The sequence below is a fragment of the Sphaerisporangium siamense genome (assembly GCF_014205275.1).
GTDB classification, from domain to species: domain Bacteria; phylum Actinomycetota; class Actinomycetes; order Streptosporangiales; family Streptosporangiaceae; genus Sphaerisporangium; species Sphaerisporangium siamense.
In genome coordinates, this window is sequence record NZ_JACHND010000001.1 from 7,914,290 (window position 1) to 7,934,338 (window position 20,049).

The window sequence follows — 20,049 nt, forward strand, 5'->3', positions numbered from 1 at the left end:
GATCTGTCTCGTTCTGGGCGGGCGGCGGGTCGGCGGGCGCGGGTCACGCGTGGGCGGCGAGCTTCTCCGCCATCTCGGCGTCGAGGAGCGCTTGGATGACCGCGGAGAGCTCGCCGTCGAGCACCTGGTCGAGGTTGTACGCCTTGAACCCCACCCGGTGGTCGGAGATGCGGTTCTCGGGGAAATTGTAGGTGCGGACGCGCTCGGAACGGTCGACCGTGCGCACCTGGGACTTGCGCTCGGCCGAGGCGGCGGCGTCGGCCTGCTCCTGGGCGATGGCCAGCAGCCGGGCGCGCAGGATGCGCAGCGCCGACTCCTTGTTCTGGAGCTGGCTCTTCTCGTTCTGGCAGGACACCACGACGCCGGTGGGCACGTGCGTGATGCGCACCGCCGAGTCGGTGGTGTTGACGCTCTGGCCGCCGGGCCCCGAGCTGCGGAACACGTCGATGCGCAGGTCGTTCGGGTCGATCTGGACGTCGACCTCCTCGGCCTCGGGGTACACCAGAACGCCGGCGGCGGAGGTGTGGATGCGGCCCTGGGACTCGGTGACCGGCACGCGCTGCACGCGGTGGACGCCGCCCTCGAACTTCAGCCGCGACCAGACGCCGTCGGCGCCCTTGCCCTTCATCGCCACCGTCACGTCCTTGTAGCCGCCGAGGTCGGACTGCTGGGCGTCGATGATCTCGGTCTTCCAGCCCTCGCGCTCGGCGTAGCGCAGGTACATGCGCAGAAGGTCACCCGCGAACAGCGCGGACTCCTCGCCGCCCTCGCCCGCCTTGATCTCCATGATGATGTCCTTGTCATCGTTGGGATCGCGCGGGATGAGCAGGTGCTTGAGCCGCTCCTCCAGCGGGGACACCCGGGCCTCCAGCTCGGCCATCTCGTCTGCGAAGCCGGCGTCCTCGGCGGCGAGCTCACGGGCGGCCTCCAGATCGTCGCGCACGCCCTCCAGCTCGCGGTAGACGGCGACGATGGGCGTGAGCTGGGCGTAGCGCCTGCCGAGGGTGCGCGCCTGGTTCTGGTCGGCGTGCACGGCGGGATCGGCGAGCTTGACCTCCAGCTCGGCGTGCTCGGCGAGCAACTCGTCCAGGTTCACCGTGCGACCTTCTTCCTACGTGACGTGCTTCGTGGCGAGAAACCGGGCCTTCATCAAGAACGCCGACCCGGGCACGCCCCCGTCGCATGGGGGACGCTTCCGGGCCGGCGCTGCTTGCCGGGCTACTTGCTCGCGGGCTTCTTGCCGAAACGCTTCTCGAAGCGGGCCACCCGGCCGCCGGTGTCCAGGATCTTCTGCTTGCCCGTGTAGAACGGGTGGCAGGCGGAGCAGACGTCGGCGTGGATCACGCCGTTCTTCGCGGTGCTCCGGGTGGTGAAGCTGCTGCCGCAGCTGCAGGTCACCTGCGTGGTGCCGTACTGCGGGTGAATGTCGGGCTTCATCTCATTCCTCTCTGGGCGCGGCCGCCGGGTCGCCATCGCTCACGGTCGGGGTGACGCGCGGGCGGGCGTGAACCGGAACCGCCATGGGTCGGCTACCAGTGTGCCAGATCCTGTAACCGCGCCAGGCCATCGTCCATTCCCGCGCCCGGTCCCGGCGGACTCGGGACACCGGCCGTCGGCGGAGCCGTCGGCATACGGTCATCACGATGTTACGGAGTTAACCAATTAAAGCCCCACATTTGGGGAAAAGCCGGGCTGTGACCGTGATTCCCGGTAGGAACACACCGTGGGGACGCCTCGCCCTAGACGCGGCCGAGGTAGGCGAGGACGGCGAGGACCCTGCGGTGGTCGTCGGGCGTGGGGTCGAGCCCCAGTTTGCCGAAGATCCCCGAGATGTGTTTCTCGACCGCCCCCTCGGTGATCCCGAGACGCCCCGCGATCGCGTTGTTGGACCGCCCCTCGGCCATGAGCCCGAGGACCTCTGACTCCCGGCCGGTCAGCGACCCGACCGGCTCGCGGCGGCGGCTCAGCAACTGGACGACGACCTCCGGGTCGATCACGGTGCCGCCGGCGGCGACCCTGCGCACGGCGTCGAGGAACTCCTCGACGTCGGCCACGCGCTCCTTGAGCAGGTAGCCGACGGCCGCGGCGCCGCGGCCGATCAGCTCGGTGGCGTACCGCTCCTCGACGTACTGCGACAGCACCAGCACCGGGAGCCCCGGCACCAGGGCGCGGGCGGACAGCGCGGCCCGCAGCCCCTCGTCGGTGTGGCTCGGCGGCATGCGGACGTCGACCACGGCGAGGTCGGGCCGGTGCTCGCGCACGGCGTCGACGAGCCCCGGGCCGTCGCCGACCGTGGCGACCGTGGTGATGCCCCCGTCGGCGAGGAGCCTGGCGAGGCCCTCGCGCAGCAGCACCGAATCTTCGGCGATCACGACCCGCATCGCGCGCGCTTCCGTCACCACTCGTACGGTAGCCGCGCCCGGACGACCGTGGGGCCGCCCGGCGGGCTCTCGATGGTCAGCGTGCCGTCGATGGTCGCCGCGCGGTCGGCCAGCCCCGCCAGGCCGCCGCCGGGGACGGCCTCGGCGCCGCCGATCCCGTTGTCGCGCACCTCCACGACCACCCGGTGGCCCTCCCGTCCCACCAGCACCGACGCCTCGGTGGCGACCGAGTGCTTGGCGACGTTGGCCAGCGACTCGGCGACGATGAAGTACGCGATGCTCTCGACCGCGGCGGGCGGGCGCTCGTCCAGCTCGACCACGACGTCCACGCGGTTCGGCGCCCGCGCGGCCAGCGCCGACAGGGCGGCGTCCAGGCCCCGGTCGGTCAGGATGGCCGGGTAGATGCCCCGCGCGAGGTCGCGCAGCTCGGCGATCGCGGCCTTGGCGTCGGCGTGGGCGCGGGCGAGCAGCTCCCTGGCCTCCTCGGGCGCGGAGTCGAACTTCGCCTGGGCCCTGCCGAGCTCCATCGCCACCGACAGCAGCCGCTGCTGGGCCCCGTCGTGCAGGTCACGCTCGATCCTGCGCCGCTCGGCCTCGGCGGCGTCCACTCCCCTGGCCCGGCTGGCCCGCAGGTGCCTGACCCGCGCCTCGTCCCCGGGGCCGAGCAGCGCGACGGCGAGCAGGCCGTGCAGCCAGGCCATGCCCCGCGTGACGTACAGCGTGACCACCAGCGCCGCGACCCCGCAGAGCGCCCAGGGCAGCGAACCGGGCAGGGAGTCGATCACGAGGCCGTCGCTGATCACCGTGATGTCGCCGGACAGCACCACCACCGGCTGGGCGAGCAGCCCGATCGCGCACGACCACAGCGTCAGGGAGACCAGGAACTCGCTCAGGCCGAGCGGGAACAGCAGCAGCAGGTAGCCGAGGTCCTTCCAGGTGGCGGGGTCGCCGATCAGCCAGCCGAGATGCCGCACCAACCCCGACTCCGGCCTCGGCCGGTAGGGATCGGGGATGACGACGCCGAACGCCAGGCGCAGCACCCGCCGCTCCAGCATGGCGCCGCCACGCCACAACAGCATCGCCAGCAACAGCAGCGGCAGCCCGGCCCACACGATGACCAGCGCGAGCGCCGTGGAGAGCCCCACGGCGAGGATCACGAACCAGGCGGTGCCCGTGGCGAAGCCGGCCACGAGGAGGTACGGCACCGCGCGCCACGTCATCGGGTCGATCAGCAGCCCCAGCGGGCCGTACGGCCCGAGCGGGACGCGGTGGCGCAACGGCCGGCGCGCCGTCGCATCGACGGTCATTCGCGTGTCCTCCGGTCGAACGTCGGCCGCGTGGTGCGCGTCGGCCCTGACGTCACGAGCCTCCCAAGCCGCGGGGCGCCGCGCCATGGAGCGGGCGTCACCCGTTGCCGTAGGGCTGGCCCCACCCCCAGGACGCGGGCACGGCGAAGGCGGGCATGGCGAGGGCGGCGGGCCGGTGTGGCCCGCCGCCCTGTCATGCGCCTGCCGGCGCGGGAGGTCAGTCGCGGTCGGAGCTGACCGTGGTCTTCTGGACCTGGAGCAGGAACTCGGCGTTGGACTGCGTCTCGCGCATCTTCTCCAGCAGGAGCTCCAGCGCCTGCTGCATGTCGAGCGCGTGGAGCACCCGGCGCAGCTTCCAGACGATCTGCAACTCGTCCCGGGACAGCAGGATCTCCTCCTTGCGGGTGCCGGACGCGTCGACGTCCACCGCGGGGAAGATACGCTTGTCGGCCAGGGACCTGTTGAGCTTCAGCTCGGCGTTGCCGGTGCCCTTGAACTCCTCGAAGATGACCTCGTCCATCTTGGAGCCGGTCTCGACCAGCGCCGTGGCGAGGATCGTCAGCGAGCCGCCGTTCTCGATGTTGCGGGCCGCGCCGAAGAACCGCTTCGGCGGGTACAGCGCGGTCGAATCGACACCACCGGACAGGATGCGCCCGGAGGCCGGGGCCGCCAGGTTGTAGGCACGGCCGAGGCGGGTGATGGAGTCGAGCAGCACCACGACGTCGTGACCGAGCTCCACCAGCCGCTTGGCGCGCTCGATGGCGAGCTCGGCGACCGTGGTGTGGTCCTCGGCGGGACGGTCGAAGGTCGAGTGGATGACCTCGCCCTTCACCGAGCGCTGCATGTCGGTGACCTCTTCCGGCCGCTCGTCGACGAGGACGACCATGAGGTGGCACTCGGGGTTGTTGCGCGTGATCGCGTTGGCGATCGCCTGGAGGACCATCGTCTTACCGGCCTTGGGCGGCGAGACGATCAGACCGCGCTGGCCCTTGCCGATGGGGGCGACCAGGTCGATGATGCGCGTGGTGAGGATGTTGGGGTCGGTCTCCAGCCTCAGGCGCTCCTGCGGGTAGAGCGGCGTCAGCTTGGTGAAGTCCGGCCGGTTGCGCGACTGCTCGGGGTCCATGCCGTTGACCGTGTCGAGCCGCACGAGCGCGTTGAACTTCTCGCGGCGCTCGCCGTCGCGGGGCTGGCGGACCGCTCCGGTGATCACGTCGCCCTTGCGCAGGCCGTTGCGGCGGATCTGCGCCAGCGAGACGTACACGTCGTTCGCGCCGGGCAGGTAGCCGCTGGTGCGCACGAACGCGTAGTTGTCGAGGATGTCGAGGATGCCCGCGATGGGGATCAGGACGTCGTCGTCGCCGATCACCGGCTCGTTGCCGTCGAAGCGGTCACGGCCCCGGCGGTTGCGCTCCCTGAACCGGCCGCGGCGTCCGCGACGGTCGTCGTCGCCCTGCGGGTCGCCGCCGCGCGGGTCGCCGCCGCGCGGGTCGCGGTCACGCCCCTGGGCCTGGTCGCGGTCACGGTCACGGTCGCGGTCGCGGCCCTGCGCCTGGTCACGGGACTGCTCGCGCCCCTGCGGGCGGGTGTCGCCCGCGTCGGCGGCCCGCTGCTCAGGACGGCTGTTGTCGCCGCGGTTGTCGGGACGGTTGTCGCCGCGCTCGCGGCGCTCGCCCCGGCTGCGGCGCTCGCGGCGGGACTCGGCGCGCTCGGGGCGCGCTTCCGGCTGGACGGCCTGGGCGGGCTCGGCGGCCACGGCGGCGGGGGCGGCCTGCTCGGCGGGCTGCGCCTCGGCGGCCGGGGCGCGCTCCTCGCGCACTTCGGCGACGGTCTCGGCGGGCGCCGGGCGGGAACGTTCCCGCCGGGTGCGGGTGGGGCGCTCGGCCGCCGGCTCCGCCGTGACGGCGGAAGCGACGGGGGCCGGCGCGGCGGCGGGGGCCTCGGCGGCGGGAGAGGCACCGTCGGCGGAAACGCCCTGCTTCTCCTGGATGGCCGCGATGAGCTGGCTCTTGCGCATCCGCCCCGTCCCGCTGATGCCCAGGCTCGACGCGAGAGCCTGCAACTCGGGCAGCACCATGGCCGCGAGGCCGGTGCCGGAGCGACGGCGCGGCCGGGCCGCGGCGCGGGTGGGGGTGTCGCCGGCGACCGGCGACACTGTGCCGGTGGCGTCGGAGAGGAGTTCGGTGGTGTCGCTCAACTAAAAGGTCCTTCCCAGGGGTCGGGCGTCGGCCACGATCAGCCAGGCGTCCCGGTGGTGCGACCCGGCGGGACAGACCGGGTCGGGCTGGACGAACTTCTAAGGTGTCGGGAAGCCGGTGCGTCGAACCGGCACAGAGCCGTCACCGTCGAGATTCGCGAGCCGTTGGGGGCCCGGGGGTCGCCCCCCGGCTGGTTACCGCCGACCAGATGTCGATGCCAGTCGAACGCGCATGTCCCCGATTACGCCGCTTCTCGACACGCCAACCGGATGTGGACCAACCGGAGGCGATGAATTCGGGAAGCCCGCTGAGCGGCCCGCGTCTGACGACACGAGGCGCGATCCAGCGATGTATGGCTGACAAGCACGCACCCGCAACGGGGGCATCTGGTGCGGCTATCAGCCTAACATCACCAGCGCACACTGCTATTCCCTGAAGGTCGAAGATGCATCAGCGTGTCTCGGGAAATTGAACGGCCGCACCGGATCGGTCGACGTCCAATGGCTGGATGTGCCAGTCATTACCCACTTCCGACGCGATCAAATCATGGGTATCCGGCGTTCCGAACACGAGAACCGTCGGACCGGCCCCCGATACGACCGCGGGAACGCCCGCCACGCGCAGACGTTGTACCAGATCGGCCGTGCCCGGCATGGCAGGCGCGCGGTAGGCCTGGTGCAAACGATCTTCTGTGGCGGCCAGCAGAACCTCGCTCCGCGGACACTGGGTCAGCGCCGCGATGAGCAGGGCGGCGCGTCCGGCGTTCGCGGCCGCGTCGGCGTGCGGTACGTCCTTCGGCAGGAGCCCGCGCGCCGTCTCGGTGGAAAGCCGGGTTCTCGGCACGAACACCACTGGTCGGACGCCCCCGTGCGGGCTCAGTTCCAGCTTACGCGGCCTTCCGGACAGCTCCGTCCACGCGATGGTGAGGCCGCCGGAAAGGCACGGCGCGACGTTGTCCGGATGGCCCTCCATCTCGGTGGCCAGCGCGAACACCTCGTCGTCCGTCAGGGCGTCCGCGCCGAGCGCGCGGGCGGCGAGCAGCCCCGCGCAGATCGCCGCCGAGGACGACCCGAGGCCGCGCGCGTGCGGGATGCGGTTGTGACAGCGCAGCCGGATGCCGCGCGGCTGGGGCACGCCCGCCCGGTCGTAGGCGGCCCGCATCGCCCTGACGATCAGGTGACCCTCGCCGAGATCGAGCTCGCCGGCGCCTTCCCCCTCGACGGAGACCTGGACCGAGCGCGCGGCCGGGGAACCGCCCACGTCGTCGTGGACGCTCGCCTCGATCTCGTCGTACAGCGCGAGGGCCAGCCCGAGCGAGTCGAAGCCGGGCCCGAGATTGGCACTGGTGGCGGGCACGCGGACGACGACGCTGCTCGATGCCATGCGGTTCCTCGGATTCATGTGGGTCATGGGGAAAAAGTGATCTCGGTGGCGCCGAGACCCGTATTGAGCGATTCACGAGCGCCCGTGAGCGATTCACGCTCATGAACGATTCACGAACGCCGTTTCCCGGGGCTTTCCGGGCCGGCCCCAGGGGGCCACCGGTCGCGGCCCGGGGGCGAACGCCGTCGTTCCCGGGGTGACGCCCGCGAGGACAGGGGTCACCGGGCGAGGGTCTCGGGGGGCGTCCAGAAACTCGCGGCCGCCTTTGGCCCGCGCTCCCCCGCGCATCCCGTGCCCGGCACCGGAGACCGGCGGCCCTGCCGGTCCTTCCCGTGCGCATCCGGGTGTCGCCGGACATGATGCCGGGTCGGGCGGGATTCGTCCAGAGGTAGGGCGGCGGGCGCGTCAGGCCAGTTCGAGCGCGCCCGCGGCGGCGAAGGCGTCGACGGGGATCGTCAGCGGGGTCGGCGCCCCGGAGATGGCCCAGTCGGGGTCCTTGAGGCCGTTGCCGGTGACCGTGCAGACGACGCGCTCGCCGTGCCGCAGCATGCCCTGCTCGTGGGCCTGGAGCAGGCCGGCCACGCTCGCGGCCGAGGCCAGCTCGACGAACACGCCCTCCTCCTGCGCGAGCAGCTTGTACGCCGCGGCGATCTGGCGGTCGGTGACGGCCTGGATGGCGCCGCCGGACTCGTCGCGGGCCGCCTCGGCGAGCCGCCAGGACGCCGGGTTGCCGATGCGGATGGCCGTGGCGATCGTGTGCGGGTGGGTGACCGGGGCGCCCTGGACGATGGGCGCGGCGCCGCTGGCCTGGAAGCCGAGCATGCGCGGGGTGCGGGTGGCGACGCCGTCGCGGGCGTACTCGCGGTAGCCCATCCAGTAGGCGGAGATGTTGCCCGCGTTGCCGACGGGGATGCAGTGGACGTCCGGCGCGTCGCCGAGGGCGTCGACGATCTCGAACGCGGCGGTCTTCTGTCCCTGGAGCCGGTGGGGGTTCACCGAGTTGACCAGGGCGATCGGGAAGTTCTCCGCGAGCTTCCTGGTCATTTCGAGGCAGTCGTCGAAGGAGCCGTCGACCTGGAGCAGCTTGGCGCCGTGCACGAGGGCCTGGGCCAGCTTGCCCATGGCGATCTTGCCGCGCGGCACCAGGACCGCGCAGGTGAGCCCGGCGCGTACGGCGTAGGCCGCGGCGGAGGCGCTGGTGTTGCCCGTGGAAGCGCAGATGACGGCCTTGGCGCCCTCTTCGACCGCCTTGCTGATGGCCACGGTCATGCCCCGGTCCTTGAAGCTGCCGGTGGGGTTGAGGCCCTCGACCTTGAGGCTGACCTCGCAGCCGGTGAGGTCGGACAGGCGCCGCGCGGGAACGAGCGGCGTACCCCCCTCCAGCAGGGTGACCACGGGCGTCGTCGTGGTCACGGGGAGCCTGTCACGGTATTCCTCGATGAGGCCACGCCATGCCCTGAACATCGTCGCTCCTCCCGCGCCCGGCCGGGCGATCGTCGCACGGCGGCGCGTAACCATGGGTCCGCTACCAGCGGTATCAGGACACCGAGTCTACGGGGACGCCCACGGCGCCGCGTCCGTTGTCCACAGGCTGGACGGGCGTTTCCCCGCCACCCGCGAGCTTCGCGCCACTCGCGGAACGTCCGGCGGGGAGAACTTCGGATCGCTCATCACTTCGGAAAAGCCTGTACAACTCACTCTTTACCGCCATTTACCAATAAATGGGAAAGGCGCGCATGATCGACGGGATCGCGGGAAAGGTGCGTCCGCCACCGCCCTCCCGCACGCTCTTACGAAGCTCTCAGGATCCTTGGGTAGGGTCGGCACCCGGCGGCGAAGCGAACCGACGAAGGAGCACCACCGTGCCCGTCTCCCCGCGGACGGGACCGGCGACCACCGGTCTCGACCAGGGAAAGCCCACGACCCGTGGCCGAGGCGACCGGCCCAGGATCCGCCACAACGACTACTCCCCGCTCGTCCCACCCCCGCTCGGCGGCTGGAAGCCCGAGCTGCCGGTGAGCGTGGTCATCCCGGCCCACGGCGGACAGCACCGGCTCGACCTCACGCTCGCCGCCCTCGCCGCGCAGACCTACCCGGCCGGGCTGCTTGAGGTCATCGTCGTCGACGACGGCAGCGAGCCGCCCCTGCGCCTGCCGGCCGACCGCCCCGAGAACACCCGGCTCGTGCCCGCCGCGCCCGGCGGCTGGGGGACGGCGCACGCCCTCAACACCGGCGCCGCCCACGCCGAGGGCGCGATCATCCAGCGCCTCGACTCCGACATGGTGATCTACCGCGAGCACATCGAGGCGCTGGCGCGCTGGCACCACCTCACCGACTACGTCGTCACCATCGGCGCCAAGGTCTTCCTGGAGGAGCCGCCGCTCACCGCCGCGCAGGTGCGCGCCGCCGTGGCCGCGGGCGACCTGGACTCGCTCTTCGACATCGCGGCGGCGATCCCCAGCAGCACCGAGGCGACGATCCGCCGCCTGGACGGGCTGCGCGCCAGCAAGAACCCCTACCACGTCTGCACCGGCCCCACCGTGTCGCTGCGGCGCGACCTGTTCCGCGCGGCCGGGGGCCTGGACCCCGCGGTGCTGCGGGGCGAGGACACCGAGTTCGCCTACCGCCTGGCGACGCGCGGCGCCGTCTTCGTCCCCGACATGGCGGCCTGTGCCGTCCACCTGGGCATCCCCGCCCAGCGCCTCGACCCCGACGCCACCGTGCGCGTGGTCGCGCCCTTCCTCGCCCAGCGGGTGCCGCTGCGCCGCGACCTGCGCAAGGAGCGCGGCAGGCGCTGGCTGGTCCCCTACGTCGAGGTCGTGCTGGACGCCACGGGGCGCGCCGAGCCGGAGGTCCGCGCGGCCGTCGGCGCGGCGCTGAACGGCGGCCTGCCCGACGTCACGGTTACGCTGCTCGGGCCGTGGGCGTCGCTCACCGAGGGCCGTCACCCCGTGCTCGGCGACCCGCACTTCGAGGCGCGGCTGATCCGCGAGCAGTTCCGGCACGACCCCGCCGTCACCCTGGCCGCAGAGGCGCCGCGCGACCCCGCACCCGTCCCGTTCCGCTACACCGGTCCCGTGGACGTCCCCCTGGCGCGCCGCTCCCTGGAACAGATGATCAAGACACTGTCCGAGACCCGGGCAGGACTGCTGGTGGTCGAGTTCCCCGACGGCCGCACCGCCCGCCTCGAACGCACCGAGGCGGTGAACCGCGCCCGCCTGCTCGCCGCGGAAGGCGAGGACCTCGCCGAGGTCATCGCGCTGACCCACGGCGTACGGCACGCGTCGTCCGCGGAGTACTGGCCCTCCCCCGCCAAGGACGACGGACCCCAGCAGACCCCGCGACGTCCCGCCGACGGCGACGGCCGGCCCCCCCGAGACGGCGCCCCCTCCACACCCGGAGCCCCGGAGAAGCTGGTCAAAAGGCTGAGAACGGCCCTACGCGGCCGCTGAGGCCCCACCTGCCGTCCGAGGCGCCCGTCAGGCGCCCTGGTCGTCGGCGGGTTCCGGCGGGCCGGTCCGGCGGGCCGAGATGCGTTTGATCACTGTGCGGAAGCGGCTCGCCTTGAGCCGGGCGACCTCCCTGCGCAGGCCGCCCACCTCGCGCCGCAGGTCGACGGCGGACTTGCGCCACCGCCCCGCCTCCTCGCGCCACTTGGCGATCTGGCCGCGCAGGCGCTCGGCCTCCTTGGTGAGCCTGGCGATCTCCGCTTCGGCCTCCAGGCGCGCCCGGTAGGACATGCGGCGGCCCTTGATCTGCGGCGCCTGCCCGGCGGGCACGAACCCCAGGGTCTCGCCGTCGGTCCACAGCGTCCCGTACACCTCGTCCACGAGGTCGTCCAGGGCGTCCGGGGCGTTCCAGGTCCCCGCAGCCTCCTCCGTCTCCGGAGCCTCCGAAGTCGTGGGGGCCCCCGGGGTCATCGAGGTGCCGGACGTCGCGGCGGTGAGCTCTGCGCGTTCGAAGGCGGAGCGCCGTTCCAGGCGGGCCGTGACCAGGCCCTGCGGCCCTTCGGCGAGCAGGACGCCGACCAGCCCGTGGTCGCCCTCGACGGCCAGGTCGAGGAGCCGGGCGAGGCTGTCCTCCCCCGGCACCCACCCCGCGGGCAGCCGCAGCCGGTACGGCGCGAGGCGCGCGGGCTCGGCGGCGGCGAACCGCACCCGCGCGTCGTGGGCGTAGTGGCCGCGCAGCAGCGTGAGGTCGAGCCGGGGATCGCTCAGCGGGGCCCTGCGGTCGGGCGTGAGGGTGTCCCAGGGCCCGGCGAGCACCACCGACACGTCGGGGACGGTGCCGGCGAGCACGGCGTCCACGGTCGCGCGCGTCTCGTCGTACCCCTCGGCCGCCACCAGGACGTCGAGATAGGGCACCTTCCACTGACGGGTGGGGTGGCCGCGCAGCCAGCGGTAGTGGGGGATGCGGTCGCCGATGAGCGCGTGGCTGACCCGGTCGATGCGCTCCTTGTCGCGCATCCGCATGGACGGCCCCAGGTGGTAGCCCTTGGCCAGCGGCTCGGGGACGAACACCGCCCCGGCCTGGGCGAGCCGGTAGCCCATCTCGGTGTCCTGGCCGAGGGGGAGGTCGACGTCCATCGGGCCGGCCCGCTCGATCAGGCGCCTGCCGACCGACGTCGCGCCGCCGACGTGCAGGCTGAAGGCCCGGCTCGGCGCCTGCGTGAGCCCGCGGGTGCGCCCGACCAGGTCGACCAGCCATTCGTGCGGCTCGGCGGGCTCGAACAGCTCGGCCAGGTCCTTGCCCGCCGCGACGACCTCGGGCGCGGGCAGCGCGGCCGTGGTGAAGCGCAGGTAGCTCGTGACGACGAGGTAGGGGGCGAGGTGGTGCCAGCGCATGTGGGCCTCGACCTCGCGGGGGTCGGCGACCACGTCGGAGTCGAGCCAGTGGACGACGTCGCCGGTCGCCGCGGCCAGGCCGGCGTTGCGCGCGTCGGCCCTGCCGGGGGTGTCGCAGACGATCAGCCGCGTGCCCGCGGGACGGATCAGCGGCAGGCGCAGCGCGGGGCTGCTGCCGTTGTCGACAACGATGACGTCCAGCAGCTCGGCAGGGTAGGTCTGGGCGGCGAGGGCGGCCAGGGCCAGGTCGAGCTTGTCCTGCGCGCCGTGCGCGGGGATGACCACGCTGACCCGCAGGGTGGGGGTCCAGGCGCCGAGCGCGGGCGGGTCGAGCACGGTGTAGTCGTTGCCGCGCACGTGCCGGGCCATGGGGGTCATGGGGCTTCCAGGACGAGGCTCGGCCGGAAGCCGCGCCACTGGTTGGTCGCCACGCGCAGGAAGTGCGCCAGGGGGAGCTGCCAGGTGTGGTCGGCGGCGATGGTGCGCCGCAGCACGTAGCCCAGCCCTTGGGTGCGGTAGATGCGGGCCCCGGCGGCGTGGGCGGTCTTGAGGAACTGGGCGTCCACGCCCCGCGCCACCCCCTCGAAACCGCCGATCTCCTGAAACTTCGCCCGAGCGAGGAAGATCGTACCGCCGGCCACGTGATCCGACCAGATCTCGCTGGTGTAGTCCGTGCGGCGCACCGTGACGCGGAGCGGCTCCAGGTAGAAGAACTCCGCCGCCGTCCCCACGATGTCGGCCCCGCTATAGGACCGCGCCATGATCAGGTCGGCCAGGTGCTCCGGGGAGTACCAGTCGTCGTCGTCCCACTTGGCGATCTCGTCGCCCGACGCCATGTCCGCCGCCCGGTCGAGCACCTCGCCGAACGGCGTGGCGGCGTCCGCCTCGCGCACCGTCACCGGCAGGGGGAACGACTCCAGCGCCCGCCGCACGTCCGGGTGCGCGGACGGGACGCCGTGCAGGCCGAGCACGACCTCGACGTCCACGTGCCGCTGGCGGGCGATCTGGCCGAGCGCCGCGCCGAGCAGCTCGGGTCGCTTGCTGGACATGACCACGCTGACCTTGGGCACGGCCCCGGCGGGGCCGCGCAGGGCGAGGCGGCGCAGGCGCAGGCTGTGCTCCTCGCGCCGCAGATCGCTCACCGAGCGCACGGACGCGTCACGGGGCCCGGGCGCCCAGGAGGTGAGCGTGACGGCCAGGTCGGGGGCGGCCTCCTTGAACCAGGAGGGCGCCTCGTCGGCGTACACCGGCACGCCGGCCGCCGCGAGGCCCAGCACCGTCCTCAGCACCGTCTCCGGCGTCGCCTGCCGCTCCCCGGCGCGGACGTCCGGCCAGCGGACGCGCAGCCCCTCCAGAGGGCGCAGGCCCGCGACGGCGGCGGCCGTCAGCGGGAGGTCGGCCGCCTCGCCGCCGAGCACGGGACGCCCGTCCCGGAAGGCCAGGTCGGCGGGGCCTTCCGCGGGCGTACGCGTGTAGCCGAGCGGTGTCGGGTCACCCTCTGCCACCGCACTCCCTTCGAAGATCGCCCTCCGCGGGGGGCGGAGGGCCGGCCGGGCGCGCGCCCGGCCGGTGATCAGGAAGATTCCTCGCCCTCGACGCGCATCACGCTCGTCACGTCGCGGACGATGTCCAGCTCGCGCAGCCCGGAGATCGTCGCCGACAGCGCCGCGTCGGTGGCCCGGTGGGTGACCAGCACGAGCTGGGCGTCGTCGCCGTGCCCCTCCTGCCGGACGATCCGGATGGACACGTCGTGCTTGGCGAAGATCTCGGCGACCGTGGCGAGGACGCCCGGCTTGTCCGCGACGTCCAGCGAGACGTGGTAGCGCGTCACGGTCTCACCCATCGGATGGACGGCCAGGTCGGCGTACGTCGACTCCTGCGGGCCGTGCACCCCGGCGATCCGGTTGCGCGCCACGGCGACGATGTCGCCCAGCACCGCCGACGCGGTGGGCGCGCCGCCGGCGCCCTTGCCGTAGAACATGAGCTGGCCCGCCGACTCGGCCTCCACGAACACCGCGTTGTAGGCCTCGCGCACGCCCGCCAGGGGGTGGGTCCTCGGGATCATCGCCGGGTGGACGCGCACGCCGACCGAGCGGCCGTCGTCGGAGCGGGCACAGATCGCCAGCAGCTTGATGACGTAGCCCATGGCCTTGGCGCTGGCGACGTCGGTGGCGGTGATCTCGGTGATGCCCTCGCGGTGGACATCGGCGGCGGTCACCCGGGTGTGGAAGGCGAGCCCGGCGAGGATGGCGGCCTTGGCGGCGGCGTCGAAGCCCTCGACGTCGGCGGTCGGGTCGGCCTCGGCGTACCCCAGGGACTGGGCCTCCTCCAGGGCGTCGGTGAACGACGCGCCCGTGGTGTCCATCTTGTCCAGGATGTAGTTGGTGGTGCCGTTGACGATGCCGAGCACGCGCCGGACCCGGTCGCCGGCGAGGGACTCGCGCAGCGGGCGCAGCAGCGGGATCGCCCCCGCCACGCTGGCCTCGTAGTACAGGTCGCCGCCGTGCCGCTTGGCCGCGCCGTGGACCGTCGCGCCGTCCTCGGCGAGCAGCGCCTTGTTGGCCGTGACGATCGCCTTGCCGTCCGCCAGCGCCGCCAGCATGAGCGAGCGCGCGGGCTCGATGCCGCCGATCACCTCGACCACGATGTCGACGTCGTCCCGGGCCACCAGCGCCTCGGCGTCCGTGGTGAGCAGGGAAGGGTCCACCTCGCTGTCGCGCTTGCGGCCGAGGCGGCGCACCGCGACCCCGGCCAGCTCCAGCGGCGCGCCGATGCGGGCGGCCAGGTCGTCGGCCTGCTCGTGCAGCAGGCGCACGACCTGCGAGCCGACGACGCCGCAGCCGAGCAGCGCGACCCTCAGCGGACGGCCGGAGTCGCCCGGCCGCTCGTGCCGTCCGCGCTGCTCGTGGCGCGGCTCCTCGGCCCCCTCGACCGGTTTCACACTTGCCCCCTCAGGAGATCGTCCTCGGTTTCGCGGTGGACGATCACGCGGGACACGCCGTCCCGCACGGCCACCACGGCGGGCTTGGGCAGGTAGTTGTAATTGTTGGCCAGCGAACGGCAGTAGGCGCCGGTCGCCGGGAGCGCCAGAAGGTCGCCGACGGCGAGATCCTCGGGCAGCCAGGCGTCGCGCACGACGATGTCGCCGCTCTCGCAGTGCTTGCCGACCACGCGGGACAGCACCCCGGGCGCGTCGCTGGCCCGGGAGGCCAGCACGCAGGTGTACTCCGCGCCGTACAGGGCGGTGCGCAGGTTGTCGCTCATGCCGCCGTCCACGCTGACGTAGGAGCGGAGGCCCTCGACGTCCTTGATCGTGCCGACCTCGTAGAGCGTGACGCCGCTGGGGCCGGCGATGGCGCGCCCGGGCTCGACCGTGAGGCCGGGGACGGGCAGGCCGGCGTCGTCGCACACCCGGGCCACGATCTCACGCAGGCTGTCCGCCACGACCTTGATGTCCGGCGGGTCGTCGCCCCTGACGTAGGCGATGCCGTACCCGCCGCCGAGGTCCAGCTCGGGGAGCACGACGCCGTGCTCCTCCTTGACCTGCGTCAGCAGCACGGCCAGGCGCCGGGCGGCGACCTCGAAGCCCGCGGTGTCGAAGATCTGCGAGCCGATGTGGGAGTGCAGGCCGACCAGTTCGAGCTGGGGCAGGGCCAGAACGCGGCGCACGGCCTCGGCGGCGGCCCCGCTGTTCAGCGACAGGCCGAACTTCTGGTCGTCGTGGGCCGTGGCGATGAACTCGTGCGTGTGCGCCTCGACCCCGGTGGTCACCCGGATCTGCACCTGGGCGCGGACGTCCAGCTTCTCGGCCAGATAGCCGACGCGGGCGATCTCGTCGAAGGAGTCGACGACGATGCGGCCGACCCCGGCGCGCAGCGCCGTCTCCAGCTCGGCGTACGACTTGTTGTTGCCGTGCAGGGCGATGCGCTCGGGCGGGAAGCCGACCGAGAGTGCCACGGCGAGCTCGCCGCTGGTGCAGACGTCCAGGCCGAGGCCCTCCTGGTCGACCCAGCGGGCGACCTCTCTGCACAGGAACGCCTTGCCCGCGTAGTAGACGTGGCCGCCGTCGAAGGCGGCCTTGTAGTCGCGGCAGCGCGAGCGGAAGTCGTCCTCGTCGACGACGTAGAGCGGGGTACCGTACTCGCGGGCCAGATCGCGGACGTCCACGCCGGCGATCGTGACCGCCCCGTCCGCGCGGCCGGACGTTCGCGGCCAGACGGCGGGGTCGAGCGTGTTGAGGTCGGCCGGGGGCCGCGGCGGGCGCTCCTCGTGCGGCACCTCGGCATGGCGGTCACCGGCGGGATGGGCGAATCGACTCACCCGAACGAGGCTATCCGACCTCGTGATCCTCCCGCGCCTTGTCCCAATCCGCGAGACGGGCCTGTGGAAGATCTCCGGACGTTGAGGGCCTACGGCGCACCCCTTCCTGGGATTTGCCCGATTTTTTTCATATTTTGCCCGGAGGGGTCACCCCTAGCGCCGCCAGCCCCTCACCCAAGGTCTTCCGCACGGCCGCCGCCATCCACACCCGCGCCACATGAACCACTCCAGCGCTCTCGTCCCCCTTCGGAAGCGGCCCCGCCCCCTCGAAGGCATCGTGATACGCCTCGGCCAGCCGCACCAGAAAAGCGACCCTCCCCTGCTCCGGCCTCCGCCTCCCACCCACGGGCCTCTCCTCACCGGTCCTGCTGGCGACCTCGGCGAGGGTCCTCAGCACACGCCGGTCCCGTGGGTCGTCCAGCGCCTCGGGACGGAACGGGCCGCGCACTCCGAGGTCCCCGGCCCAACGGAGCACATTGCCGGCCCGGACGTAGGCGTATCTGACGACGAAGCCGGGATTGCCCCAGTCCCTGGGCCGGTCAGGCCAGGGCTCGTCTCCATGGTCATCCCGCACACCTACATCGGCCACCACGTCCACCCACGCCGGCACGCCTACAGCCGCCGACTCCTCCCCCATTCCCTCCCCGAGAACGTCCCGCACGACCTCACCCGGCTCAGCGACCTCGATGACCAGCAACCCGTCCGGCCGTACCTCCACCGCGACGACCCCCGCCAACGCCCGAACCCGCGCCGCGAGCTCCTCCCCCACCCCCGGCGCGTCCTCAAGCCCCCGGCTCAGCGCCACAGCCGAAACGTAGGTGGCCCCCCGCTCCCAAGTCCCCCGAGGCACCGGCGGCGCCCCCAGCACCTCCCACAACGCCCACACACCCACGCCCGCAGACTAGCGTCCCGCCTTCCTCCCACTCCGGGCCCGGCGTTCAAGGGTGACCACGACTGGCGCGGTACGGGCGGAGTTACTCGGCCTCGACCACTGACAAGAATTCTTATGGCCGTAGTGATCTGTTGTGGCTGGGGTGAGTTATCCCACCCGTGCAGGTCCGTCGTGGTCGCTCGCCGCGAGCCCACCCTTGAAGCCTGGGCCTGCGGCGAGAATGACAGGTGGTCGGTTCACCTGGGTGACCACAACGACGCGGTACGGGCGGGGCTACTCAACCGCGACCACTTACAAGAATTCTCATGGCCGTAGTGATGCTGTATGGCTGAGGTGAGTTATCCCACCCGTGCGGGTCCGTCGTGGTCACTCGCCGTGAGCCCACCCTTGAAGTCCGGGCCTGCGGCGAGAGCGACGTTGCTCCGTTGTCCTGCACCGCTCGCTCTCACGCCACAGCACAACCCACGCTGCAGACCAACGTTCGGCTTCCCTCGCGCCGCAGGCCCAGCCTTCAAGAGCTGGCCGGCCGTCCTCTCGCCGCAGGCCCGGCGTTCAAGGGTGGGCTCACGGTGATCAACCACGACGGACCCGCACGGGTGGGAGAACTCACCCCAGCCCAAAAAGATCACCACGGTCCTGAGAATGCTGTTCACGAGCCCTTTGATCACAAGGTCAGCGCCTCGCGCAACGCTCACACGGCTGCGTCAAACGAGCGGTCCTTCCTTGAGTCCGCCGACGAAGGCGCGCCATACATCGGTATCGAGGACCAATACAGCCCCATCCGGCCTCTTGCCGTCCCGAACGGCTCGAACGCCGCCCGTCGAGCATGCCACCTCGACGCAGTTCTGCCCTTCGCCGCCCCAGGAACTCTTCCGCCAGGCGACGCACGCGAAATCGGATGCGGACATCACACCCCTCCTGCTGCCACTGAGAAGCGGAGGAGCCACTCTGCGGGTGGGTCGAACTCGCGATTCATGACGCCCATCCAGAAGGCGAGGTACTCATCGGGAGTGAATGAGAGCGCCGGGCCCTCCGGATCTTTGGAGTCCCGGACGAGAACACGGTCGGCCTGGATGTCCACGACGACGCAGTTCCCGTTCTCCGTGCTGAAACTCGATTTGTGCCCTGCGCCGCCGCCTGGAGTGGTGTGAGTGTAGGTCGGCACCTCAAGTGGTGTCGCCTTCTCGAGTTCCATCAGACATCTCCTTGGGGTAAGTCCACGATGAGCCTGGCAATCAGGCCGGTGAATCGGGTTCGGATAAGTGTCCGTCCTTGAGTCCGCCGATGAAGTCGTGCCATTCCTTCGTGTCGCTAAGCATTATGACGCCATTGGGATTCTTGCTGTCCCGGAGAGCGTGAACACCCTCCGCCGAGTCCGCCACCTCGACACAGTCTTGACCGTTTCCACTCCGAGAGCTCTCTTCCACCAGACAACATGCGGCAGATCCATCACCGGCGTCTCCTCTCTGGCAATCGACCACAGGATCAACCAACTGCCCGATGAAACGACAGGACTCATCCGGGTCCCACGCCTTCGCGCGGAGATGGTCGAACGCCAGCGTATAACGATAGACGCCCGCTTCCTTCTCGACATAGAGGCTTCCTGTTAGGTTTTCGAGAAATACGACATCGGCATCCGCCGCCTCCGGGAACTCAAATGTCGAGAAGGTGCCACTTGTGGCGGTATGAGCTCCCGCACTGAAAGGCAGTACCTGAAGCGTGATGTTGGATAACTGAGCCCTGCTCCGCCGGCGGAGCAGGTGGCGTTCGCGAGATCAGCAGTGGGCGTGGAGGGCGGCGATCAGCCACTGGAAGGCCGGGATGGCTGATGGGGAGGACGTACCGCCGTTGAGGAGTTCCAGGAGTTGCCAGTACCGTTCCACGCGGGCGTCCGCGAGAAGTTCCAGCCGTTCGCGTAGTTCCACGCGTTCCGAGGCCGGCAGATAGGGGCTGACGATCTCGTTCAGGACCGTCTTGCCCTGGGACGACTCGGGGGTGATCCCGTCGGCCAGTGCGCGGCCGGCGAGGGTCACCACGGCCGGGTAGAGGCCGGGACGCCACTCCGGGGCCCAGCCGTCGCCGGAGCCGGTGACGACCATCTGGCGGATCTTGCGCTGGAAGTCCTCGTCGGCGACCAGGCCCGCCAGTTCGATCCACGCGTCCACCCTCTCGGGCGACGGATCGTCGGGCATCTCGCGCATCCAGTCGGCGATGACGATCGCGTCGGGGCTCAGCCCCACTCCCTCGGTCACGCGCGTCACGAAGTCGTCGATGATCTGCCTGCGCTCGCGCACGGACAGGCGTGCCAGTTCGTTCATGAGAACCATCTCCTTCGCGGTCCCGCCGCGCGCGGCCACCGTGCTCAGCACGGCGCGGCGCAGTCGCAGGGCCCTGATCTCGGCGTCCAGTGCCTTGACGTGGGCGTCGGCGACCTGCGCGATCGTCGCCCGCCGTGCGAGCACGTCGCGGACGGCGTCCAGACCGAGACCCAGGTCGCGCAGGGTCTTCACCAGGTCGCACCGGGCCACCGCCCGGGAGTCGTACAGCCGGTACCCGCCGGCGGACCGCCCGCTCGGCGGCAGTACCCCCGCGTCCGACCAGAACCGCACCGTCCGCGCCGCCACCCCCACCCGCCGCGCCAGTTCCCCGACCGTGTAAAGCCGCTCGTCCTCGCCCACGGGCACCCACCCTGCACCTTCCACCCGCTGACAGCTCAAGTCGGTC

17 protein-coding genes are annotated in these 20,049 nt (G+C 71.8%); 1 reads left to right on the plus strand and 16 read right to left on the minus strand.

The features are described from left to right. Positions 1 to 43: 43 nt before the first annotated feature. From prfA to thrC, 7 genes are all read right to left on the minus strand, one after another. On the minus strand, positions 44 to 1,096 hold the full coding sequence (gene prfA / locus BJ982_RS35805; RefSeq protein WP_184887531.1) for a peptide chain release factor 1: 1,053 nt from the start codon (positions 1,094 to 1,096) through the stop codon (positions 44 to 46). Between the two features lie 122 nt (positions 1,097 to 1,218). Then, on the minus strand, positions 1,219 to 1,437 hold the full coding sequence (rpmE, locus tag BJ982_RS35810; RefSeq protein WP_184607810.1) for a 50S ribosomal protein L31: 219 nt from the start codon (positions 1,435 to 1,437) through the stop codon (positions 1,219 to 1,221). Between the two features lie 302 nt (positions 1,438 to 1,739). Next, complete coding sequence (locus BJ982_RS35815; RefSeq protein ID WP_184889830.1) at positions 1,740 to 2,381, minus strand: response regulator transcription factor; 642 nt, start codon at positions 2,379 to 2,381, stop codon at positions 1,740 to 1,742. A 14-nt stretch (positions 2,382 to 2,395) separates the two neighbouring features. Further along, positions 2,396 to 3,688: a sensor histidine kinase gene (locus tag BJ982_RS35820; RefSeq protein WP_203958861.1), complete on the minus strand. Its 1,293-nt coding sequence runs from the start codon at positions 3,686 to 3,688 to the stop codon at positions 2,396 to 2,398. 217 nt (positions 3,689 to 3,905) lie between these two features. Next, on the minus strand, positions 3,906 to 5,885 hold the full coding sequence (rho, locus tag BJ982_RS35825) for a transcription termination factor Rho (RefSeq protein WP_184887533.1): 1,980 nt from the start codon (positions 5,883 to 5,885) through the stop codon (positions 3,906 to 3,908). A gap of 451 nt (positions 5,886 to 6,336) precedes the next feature. After that, entirely contained in the window at positions 6,337 to 7,269 is a 933-nt protein-coding gene (gene thrB / locus BJ982_RS35830) for a homoserine kinase (RefSeq protein ID WP_184887535.1), read from the minus strand. 405 nt (positions 7,270 to 7,674) lie between these two features. Next, positions 7,675 to 8,733 carry a threonine synthase gene (gene thrC / locus BJ982_RS35835; protein ID WP_184887537.1) on the minus strand — a complete coding sequence of 353 codons (1,059 nt, stop codon included), beginning with the start codon at positions 8,731 to 8,733 and terminating at the stop codon, positions 7,675 to 7,677. Positions 8,734 to 9,131: 398 nt separating this feature from the next. On the opposite strand from thrC, the gene BJ982_RS35840 reads away from it, so the two are divergent. Next, on the plus strand, positions 9,132 to 10,721 hold the full coding sequence (locus BJ982_RS35840) for a glycosyltransferase family 2 protein (protein WP_239122724.1): 1,590 nt from the start codon (positions 9,132 to 9,134) through the stop codon (positions 10,719 to 10,721). 27 nt (positions 10,722 to 10,748) lie between these two features. Here the strand turns inward: BJ982_RS35840 and BJ982_RS35845 are convergent, their stop codons facing one another. From BJ982_RS35845 to BJ982_RS35885, 9 genes are all read right to left on the minus strand, one after another. Next, positions 10,749 to 12,491 carry a glycosyltransferase family 2 protein gene (locus tag BJ982_RS35845; protein WP_239122723.1) on the minus strand — a complete coding sequence of 581 codons (1,743 nt, stop codon included), beginning with the start codon at positions 12,489 to 12,491 and terminating at the stop codon, positions 10,749 to 10,751. Next, entirely contained in the window at positions 12,488 to 13,618 is a 1,131-nt protein-coding gene (locus BJ982_RS35850) for a glycosyltransferase (protein ID WP_184887541.1), read from the minus strand. The genes BJ982_RS35845 and BJ982_RS35850 overlap by 4 nt, the downstream gene beginning before the upstream one ends. A gap of 68 nt (positions 13,619 to 13,686) precedes the next feature. Then, positions 13,687 to 14,973 (minus strand): homoserine dehydrogenase, encoded by a 1,287-nt coding sequence (locus tag BJ982_RS35855; protein WP_184889836.1) that lies wholly within the window; start codon positions 14,971 to 14,973, stop codon positions 13,687 to 13,689. 77 nt (positions 14,974 to 15,050) lie between these two features. After that, positions 15,051 to 16,433, minus strand: coding sequence for a diaminopimelate decarboxylase (lysA, locus tag BJ982_RS35860; RefSeq protein ID WP_184887543.1), 1,383 nt, complete (start codon positions 16,431 to 16,433; stop codon positions 15,051 to 15,053). Between the two features lie 127 nt (positions 16,434 to 16,560). Further along, on the minus strand, positions 16,561 to 17,238 hold the full coding sequence (locus tag BJ982_RS35865; RefSeq protein ID WP_275411663.1) for a DALR anticodon-binding domain-containing protein: 678 nt from the start codon (positions 17,236 to 17,238) through the stop codon (positions 16,561 to 16,563). A 791-nt stretch (positions 17,239 to 18,029) separates the two neighbouring features. Further along, positions 18,030 to 18,233 (minus strand): DUF397 domain-containing protein, encoded by a 204-nt coding sequence (locus tag BJ982_RS35870; RefSeq protein ID WP_184887547.1) that lies wholly within the window; start codon positions 18,231 to 18,233, stop codon positions 18,030 to 18,032. Next, on the minus strand, positions 18,233 to 18,520 hold the full coding sequence (locus BJ982_RS35875) for a DUF397 domain-containing protein (RefSeq protein ID WP_184887549.1): 288 nt from the start codon (positions 18,518 to 18,520) through the stop codon (positions 18,233 to 18,235). The genes BJ982_RS35870 and BJ982_RS35875 overlap by 1 nt, the downstream gene beginning before the upstream one ends. A 40-nt stretch (positions 18,521 to 18,560) precedes the next feature. Beyond that, the gene (locus tag BJ982_RS40110; protein ID WP_260414747.1) at positions 18,561 to 19,085 is read right to left on the minus strand and encodes a DUF397 domain-containing protein; all 525 of its coding nucleotides are present in this window, start codon (positions 19,083 to 19,085) and stop codon (positions 18,561 to 18,563) included. 15 nt (positions 19,086 to 19,100) lie between these two features. Next, positions 19,101 to 20,009: a helix-turn-helix domain-containing protein gene (locus BJ982_RS35885; RefSeq protein WP_239122722.1), complete on the minus strand. Its 909-nt coding sequence runs from the start codon at positions 20,007 to 20,009 to the stop codon at positions 19,101 to 19,103. Positions 20,010 to 20,049 lie beyond the last annotated feature (40 nt).

Excerpts from the sequence above, each read along its gene's own strand:
- BJ982_RS35815 (WP_184889830.1), bottom strand. The coding sequence starts at position 2,381 with ATGCGGGTCGTGATCGCCGAAGATTCGGTGCTGCTGCGCGAGGGCCTC.
- BJ982_RS35870 (WP_184887547.1), bottom strand. The coding sequence starts at position 18,233 with ATGTCCGCATCCGATTTCGCGTGCGTCGCCTGGCGGAAGAGTTCCTGG.
- BJ982_RS35820 (WP_203958861.1), bottom strand. The coding sequence starts at position 3,688 with ATGACCGTCGATGCGACGGCGCGCCGGCCGTTGCGCCACCGCGTCCCG.
- thrB (WP_184887535.1), bottom strand. The coding sequence starts at position 7,269 with ATGGCATCGAGCAGCGTCGTCGTCCGCGTGCCCGCCACCAGTGCCAAT.
- rpmE (WP_184607810.1), bottom strand. The coding sequence starts at position 1,437 with ATGAAGCCCGACATTCACCCGCAGTACGGCACCACGCAGGTGACCTGC.
- BJ982_RS35845 (WP_239122723.1), bottom strand. The coding sequence starts at position 12,491 with ATGACCCCCATGGCCCGGCACGTGCGCGGCAACGACTACACCGTGCTC.
- BJ982_RS35875 (WP_184887549.1), bottom strand. The coding sequence starts at position 18,520 with ATGGAACTCGAGAAGGCGACACCACTTGAGGTGCCGACCTACACTCAC.
- thrC (WP_184887537.1), bottom strand. The coding sequence starts at position 8,733 with ATGTTCAGGGCATGGCGTGGCCTCATCGAGGAATACCGTGACAGGCTC.